The sequence below is a fragment of the Aneurinibacillus tyrosinisolvens genome (assembly GCF_001015055.1).
Classification (GTDB): domain Bacteria; phylum Bacillota; class Bacilli; order Aneurinibacillales; family Aneurinibacillaceae; genus Aneurinibacillus_A; species Aneurinibacillus_A tyrosinisolvens.
The window spans coordinates 16666-37292 of sequence record NZ_BBWZ01000008.1; the positions used below are offsets into that span (position 1 = coordinate 16666).

General features: G+C 44.3%; 16 protein-coding genes and 1 pseudogene. 14 read left to right on the forward strand and 3 right to left on the reverse strand.

Going from position 1 to position 20627, the window contains the following annotated elements; genetic code table 11:
• Positions 1-89: 89 nt before the first annotated feature.
• Positions 90-1313, reverse strand: coding sequence for an alpha/beta hydrolase family protein (locus tag MBEAL2_RS09505; RefSeq protein WP_236692746.1), 1224 nt, complete (start codon positions 1311-1313; stop codon positions 90-92).
• Positions 1314-1540: 227 nt separating this feature from the next.
• Here MBEAL2_RS09505 and MBEAL2_RS09510 point away from each other — a divergent pair, with 227 nt between their 5' ends.
• The 9 genes and pseudogenes from MBEAL2_RS09510 to MBEAL2_RS09550 all read left to right on the forward strand — a co-directional run bounded on the left by MBEAL2_RS09510 (position 1541) and on the right by MBEAL2_RS09550 (position 13651).
• Positions 1541-2080, forward strand: coding sequence for a PadR family transcriptional regulator (locus MBEAL2_RS09510; RefSeq protein ID WP_047152078.1), 540 nt, complete (start codon positions 1541-1543; stop codon positions 2078-2080).
• Positions 2081-2589: 509 nt separating this feature from the next.
• Positions 2590-4599 (forward strand): sigma 54-interacting transcriptional regulator, encoded by a 2010-nt coding sequence (locus MBEAL2_RS09515; RefSeq protein WP_052947620.1) that lies wholly within the window; start codon positions 2590-2592, stop codon positions 4597-4599.
• Between the two features lie 351 nt (positions 4600-4950).
• Positions 4951-6302 (forward strand): annotated as a pseudogene (locus MBEAL2_RS09520) (NCS1 family transporter).
• A 91-nt stretch (positions 6303-6393) separates the two neighbouring features.
• Positions 6394-7278, forward strand: coding sequence for a polysaccharide deacetylase family protein (locus tag MBEAL2_RS09525; protein WP_047152079.1), 885 nt, complete (start codon positions 6394-6396; stop codon positions 7276-7278).
• A gap of 96 nt (positions 7279-7374) precedes the next feature.
• Positions 7375-7743: a hypothetical protein gene (locus MBEAL2_RS09530; protein WP_052947621.1), complete on the forward strand. Its 369-nt coding sequence runs from the start codon at positions 7375-7377 to the stop codon at positions 7741-7743.
• A complete protein-coding gene (locus tag MBEAL2_RS09535; RefSeq protein ID WP_047152080.1) occupies positions 7740-8750 on the forward strand; it encodes a CobW family GTP-binding protein in 1011 nt (336 codons plus the stop codon). Before MBEAL2_RS09530 ends, MBEAL2_RS09535 begins: the two co-directional genes overlap by 4 nt.
• A gap of 78 nt (positions 8751-8828) precedes the next feature.
• A complete protein-coding gene (locus tag MBEAL2_RS33550) occupies positions 8829-9215 on the forward strand; it encodes an amidase family protein (RefSeq protein ID WP_269082458.1) in 387 nt (128 codons plus the stop codon).
• On the forward strand, positions 9193-10251 hold the full coding sequence (locus MBEAL2_RS09540; protein ID WP_269082460.1) for an amidase: 1059 nt from the start codon (positions 9193-9195) through the stop codon (positions 10249-10251). The genes MBEAL2_RS33550 and MBEAL2_RS09540 overlap by 23 nt, the downstream gene beginning before the upstream one ends.
• A 682-nt stretch (positions 10252-10933) precedes the next feature.
• Positions 10934-13651: a M14 family metallopeptidase gene (locus tag MBEAL2_RS09550; protein WP_047152082.1), complete on the forward strand. Its 2718-nt coding sequence runs from the start codon at positions 10934-10936 to the stop codon at positions 13649-13651.
• Positions 13652-13713: 62 nt separating this feature from the next.
• On the opposite strand, the gene MBEAL2_RS09555 is transcribed toward MBEAL2_RS09550, so the two are convergent.
• Positions 13714-14499, reverse strand: coding sequence for an enoyl-CoA hydratase/isomerase family protein (locus MBEAL2_RS09555; RefSeq protein ID WP_047152083.1), 786 nt, complete (start codon positions 14497-14499; stop codon positions 13714-13716).
• A gap of 220 nt (positions 14500-14719) precedes the next feature.
• Between MBEAL2_RS09555 and MBEAL2_RS09560 the strand changes: the two genes are divergently transcribed.
• Genes MBEAL2_RS09560 through MBEAL2_RS09580 form a run of 5 tightly spaced genes read left to right on the forward strand, consistent with a single transcriptional unit; the run spans position 14720 to position 20018 of the window.
• A complete protein-coding gene (locus tag MBEAL2_RS09560; protein ID WP_047152084.1) occupies positions 14720-15457 on the forward strand; it encodes a FadR/GntR family transcriptional regulator in 738 nt (245 codons plus the stop codon).
• A gap of 46 nt (positions 15458-15503) precedes the next feature.
• The gene (locus tag MBEAL2_RS09565; protein WP_173427704.1) at positions 15504-16874 is read left to right on the forward strand and encodes an FAD-binding oxidoreductase; all 1371 of its coding nucleotides are present in this window, start codon (positions 15504-15506) and stop codon (positions 16872-16874) included.
• A complete protein-coding gene (locus tag MBEAL2_RS09570) occupies positions 16871-18172 on the forward strand; it encodes a (Fe-S)-binding protein (protein WP_047152085.1) in 1302 nt (433 codons plus the stop codon). Before MBEAL2_RS09565 ends, MBEAL2_RS09570 begins: the two co-directional genes overlap by 4 nt.
• A 27-nt stretch (positions 18173-18199) precedes the next feature.
• Positions 18200-18616 (forward strand): VOC family protein, encoded by a 417-nt coding sequence (locus MBEAL2_RS09575; protein ID WP_047152086.1) that lies wholly within the window; start codon positions 18200-18202, stop codon positions 18614-18616.
• A gap of 16 nt (positions 18617-18632) precedes the next feature.
• Positions 18633-20018 (forward strand): hypothetical protein, encoded by a 1386-nt coding sequence (locus MBEAL2_RS09580; protein WP_047152087.1) that lies wholly within the window; start codon positions 18633-18635, stop codon positions 20016-20018.
• A gap of 84 nt (positions 20019-20102) precedes the next feature.
• On the opposite strand, the gene MBEAL2_RS09585 is transcribed toward MBEAL2_RS09580, so the two are convergent.
• Positions 20103-20573, reverse strand: a complete 471-nt coding sequence (locus MBEAL2_RS09585) for a DinB family protein (RefSeq protein WP_047152088.1) — start codon at positions 20571-20573, stop codon at positions 20103-20105.
• Positions 20574-20627 lie beyond the last annotated feature (54 nt).

A 20627-nucleotide genomic window follows, 5' to 3' on the forward strand; every position in this document is an offset into this window, starting at 1 on the left:
AATAAAAAAATGCTGCCGCAGCAGCATCGAATTCATGTATCTGAAACTCAAAGGGAGGCTTACCTCCCTTTGTTCTTTTCATTATATAGTTATCTTTGCAAAGAGAGCTGTGATACTTCGTTATTTATATCCAGGGTCTCATCCAGCCACTCAAAGACACGCTGGTTATAAAAAAGCAGTGCACCGAATTGGCAGTGTTCCTCAGCAGAGTCTTCCGCAGTGAAAAGCATGAACGTTTTAGGACAGGTAAGAGCATCATACAGTTTCTGTGGCTGGCCAGCGAAGAAATGATCGGCTTCAGCTTCGCACACCAGCATGGGGCACTTAATTTTATGTGCTACACCCTCTAACGTTACAGGCTCTGTTTTTTGGACGAGTTCGGAAATGGACTCAGCCTTATACGTGAACATTCCATTTTCGATGGCCCAGCGGACATTCGTGCTTTTTTCCATTAGTACTCGAATGAACTTCTCCATATAGTCCGGATTGTTTAAGTCCTCATCGCGTCCCTGGTGGAACTTGCGGCCCATCTCGCCGAATTGATTGGAAAACAGGCCGTCGTTAGCGATACAAGCGGCTATGCGGTGTTCAAAGGCTACCGCGCGAGGCGCTAAACATCCTCCAAGACTGATACCCATCAGTGCCATGCGTTTTGGGTCCACTTCAGGTCGAGTCAGTAAGTAATCGACTACCGGTGTAACAACCTTTTCCCAATCATGGCGAAATGGGAGATGCTGCTCGCGAATGACAGCCCCTTGTCCCGGGCCTTCGAAGGTAAGGCAGTTGTAGCCACGCTGCAGCGCCGCCGCCGCCACCTCAAAATAAAGTTCTTCCCCTGTAGAGTCAAAGCCTCCGTGAACAAGCAAGGTTGGCCGTGGCGACTCATCCACACGGTAGAAATATCCCGGCAAATAGGTTCCTTCATAAGGAATTTGCACCTGTTCAACTGGCATATCCATTAATTTAGTTGCCTGGCGAAACGTACTCCGGCTTTTGCCCCATGTTTCTAAGATACGCGGGTCATTCGGATTTCCATGCAGAAAAAATTCCGCGGTACGGTAGTAATTAGAAGCTCGCAGGAAGGACTCCCGGGCACTGACCCGTTTACCCCGCTCCAAACTCTCGGCAGCTAAAGCATGAATTCGTTCAGCAGTTTTATACCATTCGGTATACCAGCTTTCAAAATTGCCTTCTTCGATCCGATAGGCGGTTGACAGACATTCGCCAATATCCGCTCCTCCGTAAGGGGCATAACTCAAAGCCCGTAACAACTCAAATGAAAATGTGTGATCTTGAAAAATTAGTTTCATCATAAAACCTCTCCTTTATGATTTGTTGTAAGTTCATATCATTACTATATTCCAAAAAAATATAGGTTAAATTTAACTTAAATCAAAAATAACATATAAGATTTTTTAAGTCAATGAAAACATAGGTTATTTTTAACCTATGTTAACTTTGCTTGATAAACGAGAAAAATAAATATATATTAAAATGAACCTATAATAAATTTGTCTACATGATAAAAGGAGTTGTTTTCATGAGCTCAATCCGTTATGCGATGCTTACTTTACTGGCGCGCGAGCCACTTAGTGGTTACGATATTAAGCAACAAATGAACAATCGAATGGGCCCTTTTTGGAAAGCGGGGAGCAATCAAGTGTACCCTGAATTGGCCAAAATGGAGGGAGAAGGTTTGGTAAAGCTGTATGGGTTAGAACAGCATGCCTACCGCCCCGTCCGAAAACTGTATGAGATCACAGAAGCCGGACGTGAGGCATTAATACAGTGGACGACAGAGCCTACAGAGCGTGAAAACATACGCGATGAATTCCTATTGAAAGCTTACAATACCTGGCTTGTCGAGCCCGAAAAGATGATCATCCGAATTGAGGAAAAAAAGAAGGAACATGAAGAGAGATTAGCCGCCTATTTGGACAAAGTAGAGGAGCTTACCCAATTGCTTGATTCATCCAACAGCAAGGCTCCTATTGCCTCCAGCCTCTCTGTAGTTGAATTCGGCGTTCAATATGAACGTCTGTATATAGAATGGTGTGATAAGTTAATTAAAAAACTTTAAAGGCAAGCAGATCTTTCAAACATAAAACTAAAATAAACCCCCGGTATCACGGGGGTTTATTTTAGTTTTCACTATCTCTTAACTCCAATCTTCCGTTTCTATAGGAGATATCCAGGCGGTGTAAATGGGGAACAGCGTCTTCCCTGTAGTAGACTGTCAAACCATTTATTTCCTTTACATAGTCTCCATTTTTTAACTCATCCAGAGTTAAATTAAAGTTGGACAGCCCTCATGTACTTTTCTCTTTGTATCCAATTCGAACCCCGCTTTTCTTCCGCCTTTTCATCAGCTGCTGAAGAAATTGGCTTGCCTCATTCGAAATATCCATAGAAGAAGTCACCTCCAACCGTTTGGTTTTTAGTATAACAAATAACTTGTGATAAAATGGTTATAGGTGAAAAGCACCGATTTAAAATATCGTTTTAACCGGAGGCAGATAAAAAGCATAATAGCTAATTGTATAATAAAGTATAGATTTACTGTTGGTTATTAGAATGAGGTGAAGCATTTTGAATATAGATTCTATTCTTCATAGAGACTTTAAAACGATGATGGAACACGAATGGAGCAACCAGCCGGAACTTCTCTCTGACTTGGGAAACAGCATCTGCATCGTATTCGACAGGGACAATAAAATCGCCGGTATTGTAACCAGGGAACACCCCCATACACTTATCCCTCCGGGTATTTTGATGGCAGAGGAGCTGGCGAATCCAAAGGCGGATTGGGAAAACTATACCGTTACTATTTTTCTCGATTCAAAAGGAACGGTGCTGGGGTGGGTTAACCGTGATGAACTTTATAGGCATTTCTATCATCAGTATCGGGCAATTCTATCTTCTCTTCCGCATGAAGTAGTGGTCATTGACAAGAGATCCCAGATCGCTTTTGTCAACGAGCAGGTCTTAGAATCCCATGAATTAGATCCTGTACAGACAGCTATAAGAGAGCCAAATGATCTCTATCCCAATTGTACCCTCGAAGAAGTCCTGCATTCTCCCTCAACAGGTATGGTCGTAAGAGTTACCGATAATAAAGAAGGCATTCTCACGCAAACCAAAGTTATGGACAGGAACGAATGTATCGGAGCCATTCAGGTTTGCTGGGAGGCAGAAGCCATTGAGAATATTGCCATGCAGCTGAATCAGTATGCGAATATGGCGATGGATTTGAAAGCCATTTTTGAATCCAGCTACGATGTCATCTATGTTTCTGATGGGCAGGGGAAGACCCTCCGAGTTAGTGCTGCCTGTGAGGAATTGTGGGGATATAAAGCGGAGGAGCTCATCGGAAAGACAGTATATGAATTAGAGAGAATGGGGGTTTATAAACCGTCCATTACGAGGCTGGTACTGGAAAAAAGAGAGAGAGTCCAGGTGATTCAAACGACGAAGACCGATAGAAGGCTTATGGTCGTAGGAACGCCGATTAAGGATGAGAGTGGCAATATTGTCCGCGTGGTCAATGCTTCAAGGGACATCACGGAAGAAAGCCAGTTAAAGTCGGAATTGGAAGATATGAAATTGTTAATGGAAGGATTTAAGCAGGAATTAAATCATTTGAGACGGATAGCGCTGGAAAGTGATACGCTGGTTTTTAAAAGTGAAAGAATGGAAAGTGTAACCACGCTGGCCCGCAAGGTTGCCGGGGTGGATTCAACTATCCTCATCCAGGGAGAATCCGGGGTCGGGAAGGAGGTTATCTCTTCCTATATTCATGAACATAGCGAACGTAAGAATAAGCCATTCATTAAAGTGAATTGCGGTGCCATTCCGGAAAATCTGTTGGAATCGGAGTTGTTCGGGTATGAAAAAGGGGCTTTTACCGGAGCTTCCAAGACGGGCAAGCCGGGATTATTTGAATTGGCTCATGAAGGTACCCTGTTTTTGGATGAAATCGGGGAAGTTCCTTTATCGCTTCAAGTCAAATTATTACGTGTCCTGCAGGAAGGGGAATTTGTCCGCGTTGGAGGAACAAAGCCGCTACGGGCGAATGTCCGCATTATTGCTGCGACCAATCGAAACCTGCAGGAAGAAACCAGATTAGGTAATTTTCGTGAGGACCTGTATTATCGTTTGAATGTCATACCTATTTTGATTCCCCCATTGCGTGAAAGAAAAGAAGATATAGTATCCTTAGCGCTATTTTTTATCCAAAAATTTAATGACAAATATAAGCGGGATAAAGTGTTTGCTCAGGACGTATTAGAAGTACTGCAAAGCCATTCCTGGCGAGGAAATGTACGGGAACTCCAAAATATTATCGAACGGTTGATTGTTACGACGGACAATCCGGTTATTAAGGTCGAACACCTTCCCGACGCCTTTACAGCTTCCCGTGCATTTCCATCCGTTCAGGTGAGTGATATTATGCCGATGAAAGATGCCATAGATCTGGTGGAGAGACAACTTCTGGCTTTAGCTAAACGGAAGTACAAAACGACCGTAAAGATCGCGGAAGTTTTGGGTGTAAACCAGTCAACAGTGAGTAGAAAAATCACAAAAATGAAGATTGAATAAAATTATGCACATATGCATTATTGTTATGCGTACGTGCATAATTGTTTTTAAGTCTTCTGTATTCGTTTTCACTTTCTTTTATATTCTGAATTATTAAATACGAACTATGCGCCTGCGCATAGTTTTTTCTATGGTAAATTTATAAACCTTACCAGGCAAAGGTTCTCCCCCTTCTAATAGTTTGGCATGAAATTTGCTTTGTTAATATAAGCGTAAGAATCACGAAGGGGAAAGGAGGTCTTTTACATGCCAAAAACAGACGGAAATAAATTAATTACGCCGGACATTGTGCCTGTAAAGAGTAACAGCAGAGTCATAAGCGGTTTTGGCTTTTTTAACATCTGGGTTGGAATGGCTGTTATTATCGCAACATTTCAGATTGGAGGAAATGGAATCGACTCAATGTCCATTTGGGAAGTTGCATCAGCTATTTTTGTTGCAAACCTAATGATTGCTATCATTGCCAGTCTCAGTGGAGATATTGGCATTGAACATGGTTTGTCTTTCGCTACCTACCTACGGGCACCATTTGGAATAGCTGGCGTCCATTTGCCTGCTGTTAGCCGTGGCATTGTTGCTTCAGTATGGTTTGGTATTCAGACGTATTTAGGAGCCATTGCCCTAAATGCCTTGTTTGCTAAGATGACTGGCTTTGACTCATGGTTAACCTGGTATCTTCTCTTTGCGGTCGTTCAAATCATTAATACGGCAATGGGAATTAAAGCAATAGACAAGTTAGCCATTGTAGCTGCACCCTCTATTATTGTTATCTCCATCTGGATTTTATTTAAAATGATGGGGATGGCAGAAGCAAAAGGAATTAATATTGCTACATACCATGGGACAGCACATACAACAAGCTGGTTTTTAATCATGGTAGCAAATATGGGGTTTTGGTCCGCTCTAGCTGTTGATATTCCAAACCTTACCCGTTATGTTAAGGCTCCTATGGGGGAAAAGGGCTGGTTTAAAAGAAATTGGAGCAGTTTTTGGCCGCATATCACAGCGCTTCCCTTTGTACAAACTTTTATGGGAATCATCGGTGCCGTTAGTGTACTTGGTGCCAACAATTGGAATCCAATCGAAGTAATTCAAGGCACGGCAAGCGGTTGGTCTTATGTCATTCTTCTTATTATGGTTATTCTGGCTCAGTGGTCTACAAATACAGCATCGAACCTTATTCCGGCAGCTTTGACCTTCGTAAATGCAGGGGCAAGCATCCGGATGTCCATGGTAACCGGTATTGTTTTAGCAGGCGTAATCGGAACTATTGTGCAACCCTGGTCCATCCTTGACCAGCTGTTTACGTACCTTGCTACTATGGTGCCATTTTATCTGCTGTTGCCGGTATTATCATCTGTGATTACTATGTGATTCGCAAAAGACGTCTTAACGTCCACGATTTATATAGCGAAGACGGCCAATTCCGCTATGATGGAGGCTGGAATCTGGCAGGCCTGCTAGCATGGGCGATAGGAGGAGGCGCGGCGCTTTACTTCATGGAATACATGTATCTTGTTGGCTTCCCGCTTGGTTTTATTTCTTACTATGTATTAATGAAAGTATGGTATTTAAACAAACATAAGCAAGCGGAAATAGAATCAAATTACTCCGATGAGTATTTAGGAACTACGGTCGGGCGTGATTGGGATGTTATGCATCAGAATTCCCCCGCTTCTTCGGAGCATGCGGCTTCAGTATAAGTACAACGCATTAATTTATTTGTAAACTGTATTCGCAATCTTAAAATGATTCCTAAAGATGTATAATGAAAAAAAGGAGCTGTGATGATATATGACAAAGAAAAAAGAAATTCTAGTTGCATATGGGATTGATGTAGATGCTGTAGCCGGTTGGCTCGGTTCCTATGGCGGGGAGGATTCGCCGGACGATATTTCCCGGGGATTGTTTGCCGGTGAAGTCGGTGTTCCGCGCCTGCTTAAGCTCTTCGAAAAATATAATTTAAAAACAACCTGGTTTATTCCGGGTCACTCTATTGAAACTTTCCCCGAGCAAACAAGAATGGTAGTGGAAGCCGGCCACGAAATCGGAATCCACGGATACTCTCATGAGAATCCAATTGCGATGACGCAGCACCAGGAAGAAACCGTTCTATTAAAATGTATTGATCTAGTAGAGAAGGTTTCCGGCAAGCGTCCAACCGGTTACGTTGCCCCCTGGTGGGAATTCTCCACAGTAACCAACGAACTTCTCTTAAAGCACGGGATTAAATATGATCACAGCTTAATGCATAATGATTTCCACCCATACTATGTGCGGGTAGGAGATACGTGGACCAACATCGATTATGAGAAGAGCGCAGAAGAATGGATGAAGCCGCTCGTACGAGGGGAAGAAACGGAATTGATTGAAATCCCTGCCAACTGGTATGTGGACGACCTGCCTCCGATGATGTTCATTAAGAAATCTCCAAACAGCCATGGTTTTGTAAATCCGCGCGATATTGAGCAAATGTGGAAGGATCAATTCGATTGGGTATATCGCGAGCATGACTATGCGGTATTTCCGATGACGATTCATCCGGATGTGAGCGGCCGCCCGCAAGTGCTTCTCATGCATGAACGCTTGATTGAATATATTAACAGCCATGAGGGTGTGCGCTGGGTAACGTTTGATGAAATTGCCGATAATTTTAAGGCCCGTTCCCCAAGAAAATAGTGCTTTGAAGCGGGAAAAGCAATAGAGAATACAGGGATGGCTGATTTGTAGGAGACAATCAGCCTCCCTGTATTATTTTATATAGAAGGTAGGAAGATGGCGATGTGCGTATTATGTAGCGGTTCTGTGCTGCAAGTCCATTGGACAGACCGTAAAAATAGCAGTTCAGATCAGTTAACGGCTCAAAAAGCAGGGGAAGCTCAGCGCTCCCGCATCCGGGAACGGCATATCCGAATCCGCCAGAGTAACAAAATTCTAGGGGTGTACGGCCTTAAATTGAGTGATTGGACAGGAAGTAAATATATTTTGAATGATAAGAAGGGACGTACAGAAATCGTTCAGGATCTGGGTGCGCTCTGGGCAATAGCCGAAAAGCTTCTGGGAAAACCAATTGATCCGCTGGATCCCGTCCTGATGGAAGTCCTGGCATCCCAGCAAGCCGACTCTCAAGGAGATAAGCAATGAGCAAAAAGCGCAGGATAACGATTGTCACTGGATTTCTTGGCAGTGGGAAAACGACGCTTCTTACACGTTTACTTAAAGATCCGTTTCTAAAAAATGCAGCTGTATTAGTGAATGAATTTGGAAAAGTGGGACTCGACCACCATCTTTTACGCAAAATTGATGAAAAAACTCTCCTTATAGGCGGCGGGTGTCTCTGCTGTACAGTAAGAGAAGACCTTGTCAACTCCCTTCGCGAGCTTCTCAATAAAGATCATAGGGGAGAAATCGAACCGCTGGAACGGGTCATTATCGAGACGAGCGGCCTGGCTGATCCGGCTCCGATTTTGTTTACAGTGCTTACTGATACGGTACTGCAGCATCATTTTACCATTGATCAGGTAATTGTAACCGTTGATGCGGTCAATGGACAACTTCACCTCGACAGGCAGCCTGAGTCGATGAAGCAGGCAGCCGTAGCGGACAAAATTATCATCACGAAGACGGATATCGCTTCGCCAGAGGAAGTGCAGCAGTTAGTTGCCCGGTTACATGCTCTTAACCCTTCTGCCGAAATCATACAATCGGTTCTTGGAGATGTGGATTGTACTGAACTATTTGTTCCGAATGAAAAGGCAAAAAGCGGTCACCTCATTCACTATGATGAATCTCCACCGGGAAACCATGCCCCTAATACCCGCTCCATTTCCCTTACTTTCGATCAGCCGCTGGATTGGAATGCTTTCGGTTTATGGCTCAGTATGCTGCTGCATGCAAGAGGCCAGGATGTGCTGCGGGTCAAAGGGATGGTTGATGTGGGTGAAGAAGGGCCGGTGATTCTGAACGGGGTGCAGCATATTATTCATCCGCCTGAGCATTTGGATAAATGGCCGAATGACGATAAGCGTTCCCATGTCGTCTTCATTATGCGTTCGATTAACCCGGAAGAAATCCTGCGGTCCCTTCATGCATTCCAGCATGTTCTTGGTTCGCGAGCTTCCATTAGGGAGACGATAGAAGTTCTTCAATAGAGAACAAACAAAATAAAGATGAAAAGCTCAATAACGCACTAAGTATGTTTTACATGTAAAGTCGGGAGGAGAGTTAAAATGTCAAACCAGGATATCCTGAAGCTGGATATTGCATCCTTATCATCTAAAATTAAAAATAAAGAACTATCACCTGTAGAGATTACCCGGCAGCTTTTAACGCGAATTGAAGAACTAAATCCTTTACTTAATGCTTTTATAACCATTTCCTCCAACGAAGCCCTCGATTCTGCAAAGAGAGCAGAAGAAGAAATTATAAGTAGAAATTGGAAAGGGCCGCTGCACGGGATCCCAATCGGACTTAAAGATTTGATTTATACGAAGGGAATTCGAACGACCATGGGATCGAAACTGTATCAAGATTTTGTCCCGGACTTTGATGCAACGGTTGTGCAGAAATTAAAAAAATGCAGGCGCTATTATTATCGGAAAATTAAATACACATGAGTTTGCCTACGGTTCTACGGGGGATGTTTCCCATTTTGGTCCGGCGCGAAATCCATATGATTTAAATAAAATGACAGGTGGTTCAAGCAGCGGTTCTGGAGCAGCTGTCGCTTCAGCGTTATGCTTTGGAGCGCTGGGTACAGATACCGGCGGTTCGATTCGCATTCCCGCTTCATCCTGCGGAATTGTAGGGATGAAGCCCACCTTTGGAAGAGTAAGTAAATATGGGGTGCAGGCTTTAGGGTACACGCTGGATCATGTTGGGCCAATGACGAGAACAATAAGAGATAACGCCCTTTTATTAAATGCTTTAGCAGGATATGATGAACAAGATTCCTACTCCATTCAACGTGAGGAAGAAGATTTTACACGCTATATCGGAGAAAGTATAGAGGGAAAAGTGATAGGAATTCCTTCGACTTTCTATTTCGACTCTCTTGATGATGAAGTACGAAACAGAATAGAAGAGGCAGTAGCCGTTTTTCAAGCAATGGGAGCGAAAACGGAGACGGTTGATATGCCTAATCTTTCCGATGTTTCCTGGGCTCAGTTGAAAACAATCCAGAGTGAAGCGTACGCTGTTCATGAGGAACATATGAAACAAGAAGTGAAGGAGTATCACCCGGAGGTGCTAGAACGCCTCGTATCAAGCGCTGAAGCCAGGGGCTATGAATATGTAAAAGCCCAGCAAATTCGTCAGCGCGCTTTGGAGTCATTTAAGAAAACTTTTGAACGTGTTGATGTATTGCTAACGCCAACCCTTCCTATCCTGCCTCCTGAAATCGGGCAGAGGGAAATCCAGGTAGGAGGACAAAATGAACCGGTTCGCGCTGCGTTACTGCGTTTAACTGGTCCGACTAATCTTACCGGGCTGCCCAGTTTATCTATCCCCTGTGGTTTTTCGACGAGCGGTTTGCCAATTGGAATGCAGCTTATCGGTCCATCTTTTAGTGAAGCTGTTTTATATCAGTTCGGCGCTGCCTTTGAGGGTGCAGCTACTATTTCTTCATTAAAATGGGAGATTGAAAGAGTGTAAGAACTTACGTTGGGGAGCAAAGATGTTTGCTAGCACGTATGCAAACATCTTTGCAAACCATTTATCTTATCCAATTGTCTTTGTTCCTCCCCTCTATTGCAGTCTATCTTTATTTCTCTCCACTAACAGTAATGCCTTTTCTATTTTCTCTTACGAACGCCCGCAAAACTAAGATTCGCTGCTTAGTATTCAATCGAACCCAGTACCCCGCCCGGACCTTCATGTTCCCGCCTCCTTCCCATAATGACTTCTTCGGTGCTATTCTTCCATTGACAAAATCCCAGCGGAAATCTTTCATGATTAGGGAATGTAATAAAGCCTCCCGTTTATGTGCCGGGTAGAGATTCTTGATTTCCTGTCTGAATTTATACAAAAAGACATTTTTCGTGTGAATAGGACATATTTCTTAAAAAATTCGACATTGTTCGTGTTGATTAGAGCAATATACCCTGTTACATTATGTGACATATATTTCTTTTGTCATACTTTTGATAATTATTACCCTGTGTAATCTTTAGTCAAACAAGAAAAAGAAAATAACATATCATACTTCAGCATGATTTTCCCGTATCTAATGCTCGGGCTTACAATACAATCTATTGACTTGAACTATCATTATAGAATAAATTTAAATATACAGATTTTTTCATAATAATACAAAAACAGAAGAGGGGGAACTGGCATGCTTAAGAGAAGAGTCTCATTGCTGCTCGTCATGCTTATGCTGCTTTCCGTTATGGCCCCTGCCGTTTACGCGCAGGACAAGCCAGGCAAAGCGGATAGCGGTATCCAGCTAAAGGTGAGCAACCAGCTTGTATCAATGACAGAAGCAAGAGAAATTGAGGTTCAAGCTGATTTCGGAACAAAAGCAGATCTAAGTCAATTAAAGTGGACATTCGGTGGAAAAGACCTCAGCGAATGGAAGCAGTGGAATAAGGACGCCAAAAAATATACAGGTGCTCCATACATTACATTTGCAAGTAAACCTGCATACATAAACGGAACAACAAAGATTAAAGCGAAAATTAGATTTGACCTTCTTTACGGTACAGTAGACCTGTCACCTAGAAGCATACGGGTTTTATACCCTGAATTGATTGGTACATACGACCTTGCCGTTGAGGATACCGGGTCACACCAGATTGCTAAAAGCCCGCTGAAGCTGAATGTATACGATAACTACTTAAAGTATGATGAGCTTAAGCCTGAAATTAACAAAATATTTAAAGATGCGAAAAAAGATAGATACCTTAGCTATGAATCTATCGGAAAAAGCGTAGAGAACCGGGACGTTCATTTTGTAGTCCTGGCAAAAGATAACAAATCCGTGGACAAGTACTTAAATGAAATTGCTCCACAGAAGGTAGAAAATCCTGCGGAGCTGCAAAAGAAGCTAGCGAATGGAACGCTTGGGGATTATAAAATTCCCGTGTGGTTCAATAATATCCATCCTGATGAAGCCCAGGGTGTCGATGCGATTGTAGAGCTTCTGAAAGACTTCGCCACGCAGGATCAGGTATCGTATATGACGACTGATGAGCAGGGGAAGGAACAGAAGGTAACAATCAACACGAAAGATGCGCTGGATAAGGTCATTCTTTTATTTAACTTTACTGAAAATCCGGATGGAAGATATCACAATACAAGGCAGAATGCGAACGGGTTTGACCTGAATCGTGATAACGCCTATCAGACACAGCCCGAAACAAGAATCCTGGCCAGGGAAATGGCGAAATGGATGCCTATTTCTATGATTGATTTCCATGGCTACTACAAAGAGTTCGTTATTGAACCTTGCACCCCGCCGCATAATCCAAACTATGAATATGATTTGCTGATGGATGGCATGGTTAAACAGGCCCATGCCATGGGAAATGCGGGAATAGCCAACACAAAATATGATAGCTACCTTGTTCCACTCGAAGGATGGCCGGACAAATTTGATGATGCGACCCCTTCCTATACGTCTACGTTTTCGATGTTTTTCGGGGCGATGGGACATACCGTTGAAGTCCCCGAATTGAACGAGGAATCATTCAAAGCACAGGTTGATGTTGGCCTGGGTGCTGTGAAATTTGTAATGGACGGCAAGGACAAGCTGTTTAATAACCAACTTGAAATGTATAAGCGCGGTGTTCTTGGCGAGGACAATAAGGCAGTAGATAAATGGTTAATTAATGCAAAGGGTGAACAAATCGGCAGACCAAGAGGGAACAATCAGAACTTCTTCCCGGATTATTATGTGCTGCCTGTAGACAAGAAGCTACAGAAGAACCCGCTGGAAGCCTACAACATGGTAGAATACTTACAGCGAAACGGAGTAAAGGTTGAACAGACGACAGAATCAGTAAAAGTAGGAGACAAAACGTATCCGGCAGGTACCTATGTCGTACCTATGCTGCAGGCGATGCGCGGATACGCGAATACCGTGTTGTACGATGGAGCAGATGTCTCCGACTGGAATGAACTGTATGCCGAAATTCTAATGAACTTCCATGACCTGCGTGGATTTAATAGAGACGAAGTGAGAGTGAAGGGCGCATTTGATGGAAAGACGGAGAAAGTAAAGGATGTCAAGATTCCTGGAACAACGGTTCAAGGCAATGCGGCAGCCTATGTTATTAAGAATACAAACAATGATGCTATTAAAGCCGTAAACAAACTATTAGCAGAAGGTAAAACAGTCAAGCTAATAGAGTCACTTGGCCCTGAATATGAAATCGGTGACTACCTTGTAGCGAAGAAAGATTTGGAAAGCATTAAAAACGATTTCTATTTAGATGTTGCAGCTTTCGATAATGGTGCAAAAACGAAGGGATTAACACGTCCTAAGGTGGCTAATGTCGGCTCTGCAAGCACGAAATTTGTTCTTGAACAATTGGGATTTGACGTCGTCAAAGATGTAAAAGATGCAACCGTGATTGTGGATGACGCAGGAAACGTTGCGAAAGAGGAGATAGCGAAAGGAAAGTCGTATATCGGAATTGGCACATCCGCACTGGAAGGTGTAAAGAAAGGAAACATCCTGCCAGGGTTTGATTATTCGCAAACAGCGGGCAGCCGGGCTGACCATGAAGGGCTGCTGCGTGCTAAGGTTGTGCAAAACAGTGAGATGACCGGTGGATATGATAATGATGAACTTCTTTATGTTGCGACAGGATCCTGGATTACCAGGGTACCTGAGCAGGCTACGGTTTTAGCGAGAGTCAGCGATAAGGATAACTACTTCGTTGCGGGCTGGTGGCCAGGGAAGGAAGGGCTTAAAGGGCAGGTACTCGCTCTAACAGAGAAAGTAGGAGATGCAAACGTCACGTTGTTTGCCAATGACATCACGCACAAAGCCCATTCCCAGAATAGCTACAGATTTCTAGCGAACACCATTTTTGCTTCTACGAAATAAGATAGCAGACAAAAGGCCGCTCTTTTAAAGGAGCGGCCTTTTGCTTGCATATAGTAAACTTATTATCCCTTAAAGTTAGGCGATCTTTTCTCCAAAAAAGCAGCAATCCCTTCGATTCCTTCCGGTGTTTGCGCCGCATTCGCTATGGCCTGGCTTTCATTCTCGATTTGCGTTTCCAGCGTCTGATTGCATCCCATATGAAGCAAGCGTTTAGCTGCACCGAATGCAGCCTTTGGCCCGTTTGCCAGTTGCTCTGCCAGCGCGTTTGCCTGAGTAAGCAGCTCGGAATCCGGTATAACCTGTGTCACAATCCCCAGCTCATAAGCGTCCTGTGCTGAGAGCACCCGGTTCGTTAAAGTAAGTTCAAGCGCACGTTTAAACCCAACCATCCGCGGCAGGAAGTAGCTGGACGATAAGTCCGGGACCAGGCCGATCTTCGTGTACGCCATAGTAAAGCGGGCCGACTCAGCAGCCATAACAAGGTCCGAGGCAATCGCCAGGCTCATTCCACCCCCGGCAGCGACCCCATTGACTGCGGCGATAACCGGGGCATCCATCCGGGTAAAGCGGGAGATTGCTGCGTTAAGATATGTAGTTACTTCCCGCAGGTGACGGGATAAATCTGAGCCCTGCTCGGAAAAGCTTCTTATGTCGCCGCCGGCACTAAAAGCCTTTCCGGCACCGGTTATGATGACAGCCCGTACTTCAGGTAATTCATTGCACTGCAAAGAGGCCTGCATTAAGTCTTTTGCCAAAGCAAGGTTCATAGCATTGGCGGCTTCAGGGCGGTTGAGCGTAATGGTTGCGATATTATCCTTTACATCAAAGGTAAGTGTAGTATAACTCACTGGGAGTCCCTCCTTTTTATTATTTGAGTGAACGCTCGCTCAATCAGGACACACCTTAATTATATAATATTTTCTGAATCATTCAACACAAATGTTTGGCAAATTGTTAGAATTGGTTGACAAATAGGGGTAGGTTCGAATAAAATTTTTACAAAGTCCAAGTGTCCAGACCACCTGACCGCTAGTATGGGATTTGGGTAAAGGAGGTGAACGGTTTCTTATGAAATTAAACCAAATTAAGAAAGTACGGGTTTACGAGCAAGTCATAGAACAGATCAAGGTATCCGTAGAAGAAGGCTATATACAGCCCGGTGATAAATTGCCTTCGGAACGTGAGCTGGCCGTTCAACTATCGGTCTCAAGGAGTGTCATTAGAGAAGCGATGAGCGTACTGAACGCCAGTGGAGTTTTGGATATCCGGCCCGGGATTGGCGTCTTCCTTGCTGAAGATGAAGCACAAATGCTCATCCAGCGAATGAACGGTTTCCTGACCAAGAGCAGCGTAAACCTAATGGAGTTGTTGGAGGTCCGCCAGGGGCTTGAGGGACAGGCCGCTTACCTGGCAGCTGAACGTGCGACTGAAGAGGACCTTGAGAAGTTAAACAAAGCCCTTAAGCAGTTAGAGAAGGCGGCTGCCCGGGGAATGGTGGCGGCGAATGAGGATTTCGCCTTTCATGCGGCCATCGTGTCAGCGAGTAAGAATGAAACCATTATCGATATGATCCAATTGTTATCTGACCGGTTTCTAGAGGGACTTAACGAAAGTCGAAGCCAATCGTTGTTAACCCCGCACAAGGCTGAAAAAGTAATCCAGGAACATTATGAAATCTATCAGGCTATTATTGAGAGGGACAGTGAACGGGCAAGGGAAATGATGCTGCGCCACATCCAAAACGTAAAAGATTCCTACGAACAGCATAGAAGAGAGGGAATTGACTATCACACTATCCAAAGTTAAGAGGTGAAAGAAAGTGGAGCCACGCCATATAGATGAAATCAAGCGGATGATTACGAGGGGCAGAGTACTGACGGAAGAGAGCGATCGATACAGCTATTCATTTGACGGCTCGTTCGGTACTTATTTGCCTGAGGCAGTCGTACAGGCAAAGGATGTACAGGAGATAGCTGAACTTGTAAAGTACGCCAATCGGGAGCTCATTCCGATTTGTCCGAGGGGGCAGTCTACTTCTCTGAGCGGAGGGCCGCTGCCGGTTAAAGGCGGGATCGTTCTTGACTTGTCTGTCATGAATGACATACTGGAAATCGATGAAGAGGACCTTGTCGCTGTCGTGTCGCCCGGTGTCCTGACTGCGGCAATACATAAGGCTGCGGAAGGCAAGGGACTGATGTACCCTCCCGATCCGAGCAGCTCGCACGTATCAACGATAGGGGGGAATCTGGCCGAGAACTCAGGCGGGCCGCGGGGATTAAAGTATGGGGTGACGAAAGATTATGTCATCGGGCTGGAGGTCATCACACCGCAGGGAGAAATCATTCAAACAGGCGGCCGGACGGTGAAAAACGTGACAGGGTATGACCTGACTAAGTTAATCGTAGGTTCTGAAGGTACGCTGGGGATTATTACGAAAGCCATCCTGCGGCTTATACCCAAGCCCCCCGCTTCAGAGACGGTGATGGCTATTTTTGATAGTTTAGTGGATGCAGGAAGAGCGATATCGAAGATTCTATCTTCCGGGATTTTACCGTCCAAAATGGAGCTTATGGATCAGGCTTCCATTGTCGCTGTAGAGAACTATGAACCTTCAGGCTTGCCCCGGGATGCAGAGGCGATGATTCTTATTGAGCTTGACGGGCATCCTGCAGCGGTTCGTGATGAGGCGAAGCAGATTTCCGATGTATGTAAGGAAGTCGGAGCAAGAGAAGTGCGCGTTCCAACAACACAGGCAGAAAAAGAAGAGGTATGGAAAGCAAGAAAGCTCGTTTCACCTGCGATCGTCCGGATTAAACCGACCAAAATCTCAGAGGATGCCACCGTACCCCGGAGCAAAATCCCTGAGATGTGCCGCCGCTTACAGGAGATTAAGCAGAAATATAATGTCCACCTTGTTGTTTTTGGCCATGCTGGAGACGGCAACCTCCATCCTAACATTATTGCTGACAAATCAGACAAAGAGGAAATGAAAAGAGTGGAACAGGCGGTAACTGAAATATTTGAAGCTGCTATTCAGCTGGGTGGAACATTGTCAGGAGAGCATGGCATAGGAACGATGAAGGCACCCTTTATGGAGATGGAATTAGGGACTGCCGGCCTCGACATGATGAAAAGAATCAAACAAGCCTGGGACCCGAACAACATTATGAATCCGGGAAAGATTTTTCCTGAACCAGGGCAAAAGTTGGTGTTAAGTGAATGATTGAAAATCTGGATGAATTACGCAAAGAACTAAAATATGAAAAAACAAACCAGTGCGTGCAATGCGGATACTGTCTCCCAGCCTGCCCCACCTATGCGACGATGGGGAAAGAAACGCATTCGCCGCGCGGCCGGATTAATCTGGTGAAAATGGTTGGAGAAGGCAGAATCACGGACCTTTCTGTATTAGAGGAACCGCTTGATTTATGCCTGGGCTGCCGTGCCTGCGAAACAGTTTGTCCAACGGGCGTTGAATACGGTGCCATCCTGGAAGCAGCCAGAGCGGCGATTACACGGCGAAAGAAGTTTTCTTTTCCGGTTCAGACATTGCGTAAAACATTATTCAGAAAGGTATTTCCCAGCCGCAAGGCGATGAAACTTCTCGGCAATTCTCTCTGGTTATATGAAAAAAGCGGCATTCAGAAACTGGCAAGGAAGTCCGGCTTAATGAGCAGACTTCCTGCCCATCTAGGAGAATTTGAAGCGATTACACCGCCGGCTGTTTCTCCATCGGAGCGCTCAAGCCTGCCTTCCTACACCCCGGCAAAAGGGGAGAAAAAGTATACGGTAGCTTTTTTTGTTGGGTGTGTCATGGATGCGATGTTCAGGAAAATTAACCAGCTTTCTGTCAAGCTGCTGGCTGAAGTGGGGTGTGATGTCATCGTCATCCCGAATCAAACGTGCTGCGGGGCGCTGCATGCCCATGCAGGAGAACTGGACGAAACTAAAGTGTTAGCTAAAAAGAACATTGCTTCTTTTGAGCAGGAGGAAGTTGACTTTATTGTCAATAATGCAGGCGGCTGCGGAGCCATGCTTATCGAATATGATCACCTGCTGGCGGATGAACCGGAATGGGCGGAACGGGCGGAACGATTTGCAGAAAAAACAAAAGATATTTCCCAAATTCTTGCCGAATGTGGAGGAATTAAAGGCCTGGAGCGGCCTCCTGAAAGAGTGACATACCAGCGGTCCTGTCACATGACGAACGTTCAGAAGGTGACAAAAGAGCCGCTTCAATTAATTAAAGACGTACCGAATGTGGAGTTTATTGAGATGAAGGATGCTCCAATGTGCTGCGGCTCTGCCGGGATTTACAACCTTGTTCATTATAAGGCTTCCATGGACATCCTAGACCAAAAGATGGAGCGTGTAAAAGATACAAAGGCAACAACGATTATCACAACGAATCCAGGCTGCCTGCTTCAAATGAAATTAGGGATTGAACGGGAAAATGTAAAAGCCAATCTGCGTGCCGTCCACTTAGTGGAATACCTTGCTGAAGCAGCAGGAATTTCCTGAAATAAATCAAAGAATGGGGAAAAGAAGATGATTAAAAAAGTAGAGCATGTGGCACTCATTGTTACAGATATGGAAAAATCCATAGCCTATTATTCCAGTATGTTTGGGTATCAGCTGCGGACAAGAGGCCAAAGCCCGACGCGCGATATGACTTTTATTTACCATGAAAATCAGCCAGGATTTGAAATAGAGCTAATAAAGGATCTTCAACCGATGGGCGATTACTCAGATAAAAGCATTGTGAATCACTTAGCTTTCACAGTTGAAAATATCGAAGACGCAATACAATTTTATCGCGAGAAAGGGATTCAATTTAACAGCGACAAACCGAATACCGCTGTTGACGGGGCAAAAACGATTTTCTTTTATGGCCCGGACCGCGAGCTGCTTCAATTCGTTGAACCTAACGAAGAAAGAAAAAAGTTGTTAGATCAGGCTACGTAAAAAGGTGGTTTGACGAATGGAAGCATCTACAAGCAATGTAATGCTTACCAAAGGCAAAGCAGGGGTGAAAGGCTGGCTCATTCTTGCCATGTGTTTGGTCTATTTACTCTATTTCTTTCTCGACTCGTATATAGTAAAGCAGCTTCTCGTCGTCATGGCCATCGTTGTCTTTATAACGAGTCTATTAACAGCGAAAACAGTCCCGCGTTACTTTAGTATGGTTATGTTTATACTAGGAGTCGCTTTCAATCTTCTGAAAGAGAATAGCTGGGAAGAGATTATGAATGGAATTACATCGAATCTTCCGCTGCTTACCCTTGTCATCCTGGTTCCATTACTATCGATTCCACTGAAGATTGGTGGTTATTTTGGGTCGATTCATTACTATATGGAAAGATTGGGGAAACTTCCACAAAGGATGTTTGCAAGCATCTCTTTCTTTATTTTTTGTATGGGGCCCATCCTGAATTTAGGTTCTATTCGTGTCTTGCATGAGATGATCGCTGATTTGAAGCTGGACTCTAAGCTGCTAGCGAAGGCCTATTTGATTGGGTTCTCTACCGTCATTTTATGGTCACCTTATTTTGCTTCTGTCGCCATGGTTCTTTTTCAGTTACATGTTTCCATTTATGTTTACATACCCTTAGGGTTATCCCTGGCTTTTGTTCAGTTAGTGATAGGGAATGTACTGTTTTGGCTCGGGACAAGAAATATCGAGCCTCCAATCGAAATGGAAAGTGAAGAACATAGCGAGGAAAAAGAAGTTCATAGGAAGAAACTTCGAGGGCTCTTATGGATTTTGCTTACTCTTATGGGAACGATCTTTTTAATTGAACATTGGACAGGATGGCCCATGCTCGTGCTCGTCAGCTTAATTGCCATTTCGTTTCCTGTTGTGTGGTGTTCATGGAAGCGGAAATGGAACCAGGTCCATCCGCATGCGGAGGATTTTAAAATCCATGCTACGTCTGCTATGAATAACGAAATTGTCCTTTTTATCAGCGCGGGATTATTTGGGAAGTCGCTGGTAGGTACGCATTTTGCCTCTGGCATTCGAACCTTTTTTTATGAATTATCTATGACATCATTTCTCCTGTTCTGTATTGCGATTTTCACGATCATTCTTGTAACTACGTTTATTGGCATCCACCAGATTGTAACCGTAACGGTTTTAATTAGCCAGGTCGATCCGATTCAAATCGGCACGACCCCTGAGGTGCTTGCTCTTCTATTCATGATTTCCTGGTCGGCTTCTTCTGTGGCAAGTCCGGTTAACCCGCTGAACCTTTTGGTGAGCGGGTCTGTGAAGCGACCTGCCTTACAAGTCGGCATTATGTGGAACGGTGCTTACTTGCTTTCTATGTTTGTCGTTGGTTGTCTGTTTGTCTACTTCCTTCATTAAAAATCCCCTTAAAATAGAGCCTGAAAACCTACTAGGTTCGGCAATCTATTTTAAAGGGGTATTTTTTATCATAGATAATCCCTTTTATCTCTGGTTCAGGCGCTTAAGTATGTTAACCGTGTTAAAATGCATTCCCTCATGGTACAAGGTGAAGTTTACAAACTCCCCTATTGTGTTTAATGTTAAACCGCTCCCTGTTGTAAATGGCTTGGCAACCTCTTCATTCAGCCGGTTTTTTAGGACTGCCTGAATACGCCCTGGCTGTTCTCTTAACATTTGTGTTAATTCATTCATCGATGGAGGCTGTGCATTCCATTCTGATGGCTTTGTACCTCCTCCGAATAAATCCGGAAAATAGCCGGGCAGCTCCATTGGCTCTTGTGCAAAGTGAAAGGAAAATCTCTCGGACACCAGGTACAGATGTCCAAGATTCCAGCGGATATTGTTGTTAAATCCGTCCGGTATCGCATCGATAACGTTTTCATTGACTCCTTCTACAGCACTAAGAGTACGGCTGCGTATAAATTCAAGCTGTTTGAACAAAAAGCTATCCATAGTATCCCCTCCATTTTCCTGTTTGTCCCATTATAACATAGAATAGGAGGAGGA